4 protein-coding genes are annotated in these 6000 nt (G+C 74.8%); 1 reads left to right on the top strand and 3 read right to left on the bottom strand.

What is annotated here, in order from left to right; translation table 11 throughout:
- Window positions 1-36: 36 nt before the first annotated feature.
- The 3 genes from ACWGL3_RS17230 to ACWGL3_RS17220 all read right to left on the bottom strand — a co-directional run bounded on the left by ACWGL3_RS17230 (window position 37) and on the right by ACWGL3_RS17220 (window position 4871).
- Entirely contained in the window at window positions 37-2412 is a 2376-nt protein-coding gene (locus tag ACWGL3_RS17230) for a transglutaminaseTgpA domain-containing protein (RefSeq protein WP_452461530.1), read from the bottom strand.
- 8 nt (window positions 2413-2420) lie between these two features.
- Window positions 2421-3641: a DUF58 domain-containing protein gene (locus ACWGL3_RS17225; protein ID WP_267950456.1), complete on the bottom strand. Its 1221-nt coding sequence runs from the start codon at window positions 3639-3641 to the stop codon at window positions 2421-2423.
- Window positions 3642-3878: 237 nt separating this feature from the next.
- Window positions 3879-4871: an AAA family ATPase gene (locus ACWGL3_RS17220; RefSeq protein WP_267945828.1), complete on the bottom strand. Its 993-nt coding sequence runs from the start codon at window positions 4869-4871 to the stop codon at window positions 3879-3881.
- Window positions 4872-5305: 434 nt separating this feature from the next.
- Here ACWGL3_RS17220 and mraZ point away from each other — a divergent pair, with 434 nt between their 5' ends.
- Complete coding sequence (gene mraZ / locus ACWGL3_RS17215; RefSeq protein WP_267945827.1) at window positions 5306-5737, top strand: division/cell wall cluster transcriptional repressor MraZ; 432 nt, start codon at window positions 5306-5308, stop codon at window positions 5735-5737.
- The last annotated feature ends 263 nt before the right edge of the window (window positions 5738-6000 follow it).

Below are 6000 nucleotides of genomic sequence, written 5' to 3'. Positions count from 1 at the left end.
CGCCCGCGCCGACCGGCGCGGGCGGGCGGGGAACTCCTAGGGCGTCGTGGCCGCGAGGTCCCGCGCGGGCCGGGGCCTGTGCCAGGGCGCCAGGGACCGGGGCAGCAGGGCCGCGCGGACCCGGGCCCCCCTCCCCGCCGCGGCGGCCAGGCCGGCACAGGCCGCCGCCAGGTCTGCGCGCAGCCCCCCGGCCCCGGTCGGCGCGGGCGCGTAGCGGGCCGACTCCTCGGCCAGGGCCAGCCGCCACAGCGCCGCCACGGCCTCCGCAGGCACGGGAGCCGGAACGCCGTCGGGGCGGGGGACGTCCGTCCCCGTCCCGAAGCGGGACAGCCGCTCGGCCGTGGCACGCGGGCTCTCGGTCGGCGCCCACGGGCCGCCCAGGTCCAGGCAGATGTCCCGGAGTTCCCGCCAGGCGGTGTGCGCGGCCGCGGCCGGCTCGCCGCCCGACAGCGAAGCCGTCCGGGACCAGCGCAGGAGGGCCCGCGCCAGGGCGGGCAGAGCCAGAAGCAGCAGTGCGCCGACCACACCCCCCGCCGCGGGGAGCCAGGACAGGTCCGGTCCGGCGTCGGAGCCGCCGCCGGAGGCCGAGGCGGGCTCGGTCTCCCGGTCCTCGGGCGCCTCGTCCGCCCCGGGGGAGGCGTCGGGCTCCTCGGCGTCCTCGCTCGGATCCGTGCTCGGGGAGGACTCCGTGTCGGGGCCGCCGGGCTCCTCGGCGGGCCGCTCCCCGGTGCCGCCGTCGCCGGACGCGTAGTCGGGCACCGTCGCCGAGCCCTGCCCCTCGCCGCCGCTCGCGGCCGGGGTGGGCTCGAACCGCACCCAGCCCGCACCCTCGAAGTACAGCTCAGGCCACGCGTGCGCGTCGCCCACCGTGACCGCCCACCGGCCGTCGCCCATGCGCTCGCCGGCCGTGTAGCCCACGGCCACCCGCGCGGGGATGTCGGCCTGCCGGGCCATGACCGCCATGGCCCCGGCGAACTGCTCGCAGTAGCCCACCCGGTCCTCCAGCAGGAAGTGGGAGAGCGGGTCGGCACCCTCGGGCACCCCCGGCGGGGACAGGTCGTAGGTGAACAGGCCCCCGGTGAAGTACTCCTGGATCGCGAGGGCCCGCTCGTACGGCGACTCCGCGCCCTCAACGAGGCCGTCCGTCAGCGCCTGCACCGAGGGGTCCAGGCCGCTCGGCAGGTTCCGGTGGTCGCCGGGGAGGGAGACGGGGGCCCCGGAGCCGGCCAGTTCGTCGCCCGTGGGGACGCGGTCCACCGTCTCCACGGAGAAGTTCAGGCCCGTGGGAGGGCTGTCGGTGGTGAACACCATGAGGCTGTCGGGGTCGGCGTACCACTCCCCGGGGGCGTCCACCGCGCGCGCCCAGTACGGCAGCGGCAGGAAGTCCATCCGGGGCGAGTCGGAGTCCAGAGAGATCCGCGTCGTCACCGGGCCGCCGTCGGGCTCCCCGTCCCACCCGGCGGGCAGCGGGAGCTCCCCGCTGACCAGGGTGTCGCCCGAGGCGCTGACCGGCGTCATCGTCCAGTTCTCGCCGTCGAACTCGTTCAGCACGTACGTGCGCAGGTAGTCGGGCTGCTCGGCGTCGGTCCGGTAGGTCAGCACGGTGCGGTCGGAGGAGGCCCCCAGCTCCCGGCGGAGCGAGACCAGCGGGTGCGTCGTGGTGAGGACGTCCCCGCCGGTGTAGGCCCCGTCGGCCATGGCGTAGAACGCGTCGCTGCGCAGTGAGGGCACCGCCAGCGGCACCGTCAGGGCCAACAGCACGGCCGCGGCCGAGGCCGCCGACACCGTCGCCACCCGGAGCACCCGGCCGAGCAGGCGGGCCGAGGGGTCGCGGCCGTCGGGGACGCGCGTGCCCCACTCGCGTCCGCGCACCCACATGTCCACCGCGAGGAGGAACAGGAAGCCGAGGGCGCAGGAGGCCGCGGCCACCGCTCCGACGCCGGCGTCGTCCACCACCAGCGGGACGGTCACCAGCGCCAGCAGCAGGCCGCCGACCATGCCGGGACAGCGCGCGGTCACCGCGAGGAAGTCCGAGGCCATCGCGAACACCGCGAACACCAGCGCGATGATCATCGTCACCCCGTAGGAGGCCGCCACCGGCGGCGCGTTGCCGTCGATGCTGGCGACGCCCTCCCCGAACACCTGCGCCAGGTGCTCCAGGGAGTCCCAGGTCGGGAGGAGGCCCAGGAGGGCCTCGTGGGGGGCGAAGAGGGGCGTGCTGAGGAACGCGACCGCGAACAGCTGGAGGAACGGCACGGGCAGGGAGTTCCACCCGCTCAGCCGGTACAGCGCGGAGATCCCGCAGACCGCGGTCGTCACGAAGGCCGCGGGGACCCACCAGGTCTCGCCGCGCACGACCGTGCCCAGCAGGGGCAGCGCCGACAGCAGGCAGACCAGGGACGCCAGGGGCATCAGTGCTCTCAACGCGGACCCTTTCCGGGGGTGCGGGGCGCGGCGGCCCGGACGGGGCCGTGCGTTCCGGTGCGGACTGCCGCGAGGGACCACAGCCGGGGCAGGTCCGCGAGGGAGGAGAGGACGAGGGCGCGCCATCCGGCGGACGCGAGGATGTCGCGGACGCCGGCCGCGTCGTCCGGCCCCTCCCACGCGGCGTGGGCGCACAGCACGGCCACGCGCGCCCCCCGTCCTCCGCTCCGGGCGAGGGCGGCGGCCTCGTCGGGGGACAGCGCCCCCAGGACCGCCACGACCAGGCTGGACGTGCCGCGGGATGTGCCGAGCAGGCCGATGCCGCCGAGCAGTCCCGGGGTGTCGGAGGGTTCCACGACGGCCAGGCCGTCCAGGACGCCCGCGGCGCTCATGGTCGGCACCCGCCCGCGCTCGGTGTGGAAGCGCAGGTCGTGGCCGCCGTCGAGCAGGCCCAGCGCCACGGAGGCGGCGACGCTGACCGCCGTCTCCAGGGACCCGGCGGGGCCGTGCCCCCGGTGGGCGGACCACCGGGTGTCCAGCAGGATCGTGCTGTTCTCACGCCAGTGCTGCTCGTCCCGGCGCACCATCAGCTCACCGTGCTTGGCGGTGGAGCGCCAGTGGACCCTGCGCAGTTCGTCCCCGTACTGGTACTCGCGCGGCACCGGGTCCTGCTCCCCGGCCCCGGTCACCGAGCGGCGGGGGCTCTCCTCGCCCTGCGAGCCGTCGGCGGACCCCGGCGACGCCAGGGGCACGGTCACGGGGGTCACGAGCAGGTGGGCCGGCGCCCCGACACGGCGTCCGACGCGCACGCACCCCAGCGGGTCGGTCACCGCCACGCGGAGCGGGCCCACCGGGTAGTTGCCGCGTGTCGCCGGCCTGACCAGGTAGGAGACGTCGCGGACGGAGCGGGGGCCGAGGTGGCCCACGGTGTACCGGGGCTCGGCGCCCAGCGGGACCGGCAGGGTGTCCTCGACCGACAGCGAGGCGACCGGCCAGACGGGGGAGGAGTTGCCGATCCTGACCAGGATCCGGGCGTCGTGGCCGGCCGGCACGCGGACGGGCGCCACGGTCCGGCTGTGCACGACCCGGGAGGCGGCTCCCAGGACCGTGAGGGCGGAGAGCGGCGGCACCGCGGCCAGGAGCACGCCCACGGCGACCAGCTCACGCTGTCCGACGAGGAGGCCGGCCACGAGGGCGATCGCGCCGAACACGAGCATGAACACCCCGCGCGGGGTGAGGGTCCGGCGGGGGCGCTCCTGCGGGTGGAGGGTGTCGGGCGGCGGCGCGGAGGGAGTCCCGCGGCTGACGCCCGGTGCGGGGGTGTGCGCGGGAGGTGCCTGGTGTCGGACGTCGGGCGGACGCATGGACCCTCTCTCGGAGGCGGCCCGCACCCGGCGGGCGGGACAGGCGGGGAGGCGGGAGGAGCGGGACGCCGCGCCCCCGCGGGGGCGCGGCTACTGCGGTCCGGGCACGGGCAGGCGCGCGACCAGCTTGGCGACGATCTGCTCGGGGGAGAGGCGCTCCATCTGCGCCTCGGGCGCGGGCAGCAGGCGGTGCGCGAGCACCGGGACGGCGAGCGCCTGCACGTCGTCGGGGACGACGTAGTGCCGCCCGTCCAGGGCGGCGTACGCGCGTGCCGCCCGCACCAGGTGCAGGGTCGCGCGCGGTGAGGCCCCCAGGCGCAGGTCGGGACTGGTCCGGGTGGAGTTGACCAGGTCGACGACGTAGCGGCGCATACCGGGGGCGACGTGGACCGCGCGCACGCGGTCGGTGAGGTCGCGGATCTGTGCGGCGTCGGTCACCGGGACGAGGGTGTCCAGGGGGGAGCGGGAGCTGTGCGAGTCGATCATGTCGAGTTCGGCCTGCGGGGCCGGGTAGCCGACGGACACGCGGGCCATGAACCGGTCCCGCTGCGCCTCGGGGAGCGCGTAGGTGCCCTCCATGTCGGAGGGGTTCTGCGTGGCCACCACCATGAACGGGCGCTCCAGCGCGCGGGTCTGCCCGTCCACGCTCACCTGGCGCTCGGCCATGCACTCCAGGAGGGCCGCCTGGGTCTTGGGGGAGGCGCGGTTGATCTCGTCGCCCAGCACGATGTTGGCGAAGACCGGACCGGGGTTGAACTCGAACTCGCGCCGGTCCTGGTGGTAGACGCTGACGCCGGTGATGTCGCTGGGGAGCAGGTCCGGGGTGAACTGGACGCGCTGCACGGAGCAGTCCACGGCCCGTCCCAGGGCCTTGGCCAGCATGGTCTTGCCGACGCCCGGGACGTCCTCGATGAGCAGGTGCCCCTCGGCGAGCAGGACCGTCAGGGCGATGCGCAGCACCTCCGGCTTGCCCTCGATGACCGTCTCGATGGCGCCGCGGACGCGGTCCGCCACGGCGACGATCTCGCCGACGTCCTCCTGGACACCGCCCCCGCGACCGCCGTGGTGTGTGCCGAGTGACACGAGACCCCTCCCGCTCCGTATGGCTTCGTGTGTCGGTGTTCGGAACCGAGGCTAGGCCCAATCGGAGCGATTGCAAACCAAAGTGCCGGAATCGGCGGCCGATTGATTCCACGGGCAACCAAAGAGGTCAAAGGGCCCGAATCGCTCTTCCGGGCATTGGCGGCGCCCACGCGGCACACCCTGCCCCCTCCGTGCGCCCGTGCGCGTGGAGGGGTCGTTTTCGCAGGTCGGCGGGTATGTGGGGGGAGAGTGCCGGACGACACCCGGCGGCATCCGCGCGGGCTCCGCCCGCCCCACCCTCCTGACCTGCGCATTTGTGGATTCTTCGGGGTGTGAATCCCGATTGGAGCTGTTGACGGTGGGGAAGAGTGGAGTAAGGTGGAGCATCGTGGAGAGGGTGAATTCTCCACTTCGGGGAGTGAGGGGGTGGGAGTGTGTTCCTCGGCACCCACACGCCTCGCCTCGACCAGAAGGGACGGCTGTTCCTTCCCGCGAAGTACCGCGACGAGCTGTCGGGGGGTCTGGTGGTCACCAAGGGCCAGGAGCGCTGCCTCTACGTCTTCCCGACGGAGGAGTTCCGGCGCATCACCGACGCGCTCGCCAGCACCCCGGTCACGGCCAAGTCCGTTCGCGACTACAGCCGGGTCCTCTTCGCCAGCGCCTCCGACGAGACCTGCGACAAGCAGGGCAGGGTGACCATCCCGTCGAAGCTGCGCGAGTACGCGGGTCTCGAGCGCGAGTGCGTCGTCATCGGCGCCAACACCCGTCTGGAGATCTGGGACGCCGACGCGTGGTCCGAGTACGAGGCCGAGCAGGAGCAGGCCTTCGCGCAGCTCTCCGAGGAGGTGCTGCCCGGGGTGCTGTGAACCCGGCGGAGCCACCGCCGGAACGAGCGGCACGACAGTCCACACCCTTGCAGACCGGGGGTCGGCAACGGCCTCCGGACACGGCGCACACGAGCTGGCGCGACTTCCCCGGTGCCAGGTCGTGAACACGGGTCCGCCGAACGGTGGACAATAGCGGCCGTGTCCGGAAGGCCTTGCCGAAACCCGGCCGGGCCACGCGAAGGACACCGCGGAGCGCACCATCGTGGCGCTACCGCGGCGACCAGGGGGAGACGGCGAAAGCG

This window comes from Nocardiopsis sp. NPDC055824, from assembly GCF_053616335.1.
Note: the sequence above shows the minus strand (reverse complement) of the source record. Positions and strands in the feature narration are given on the sequence as shown.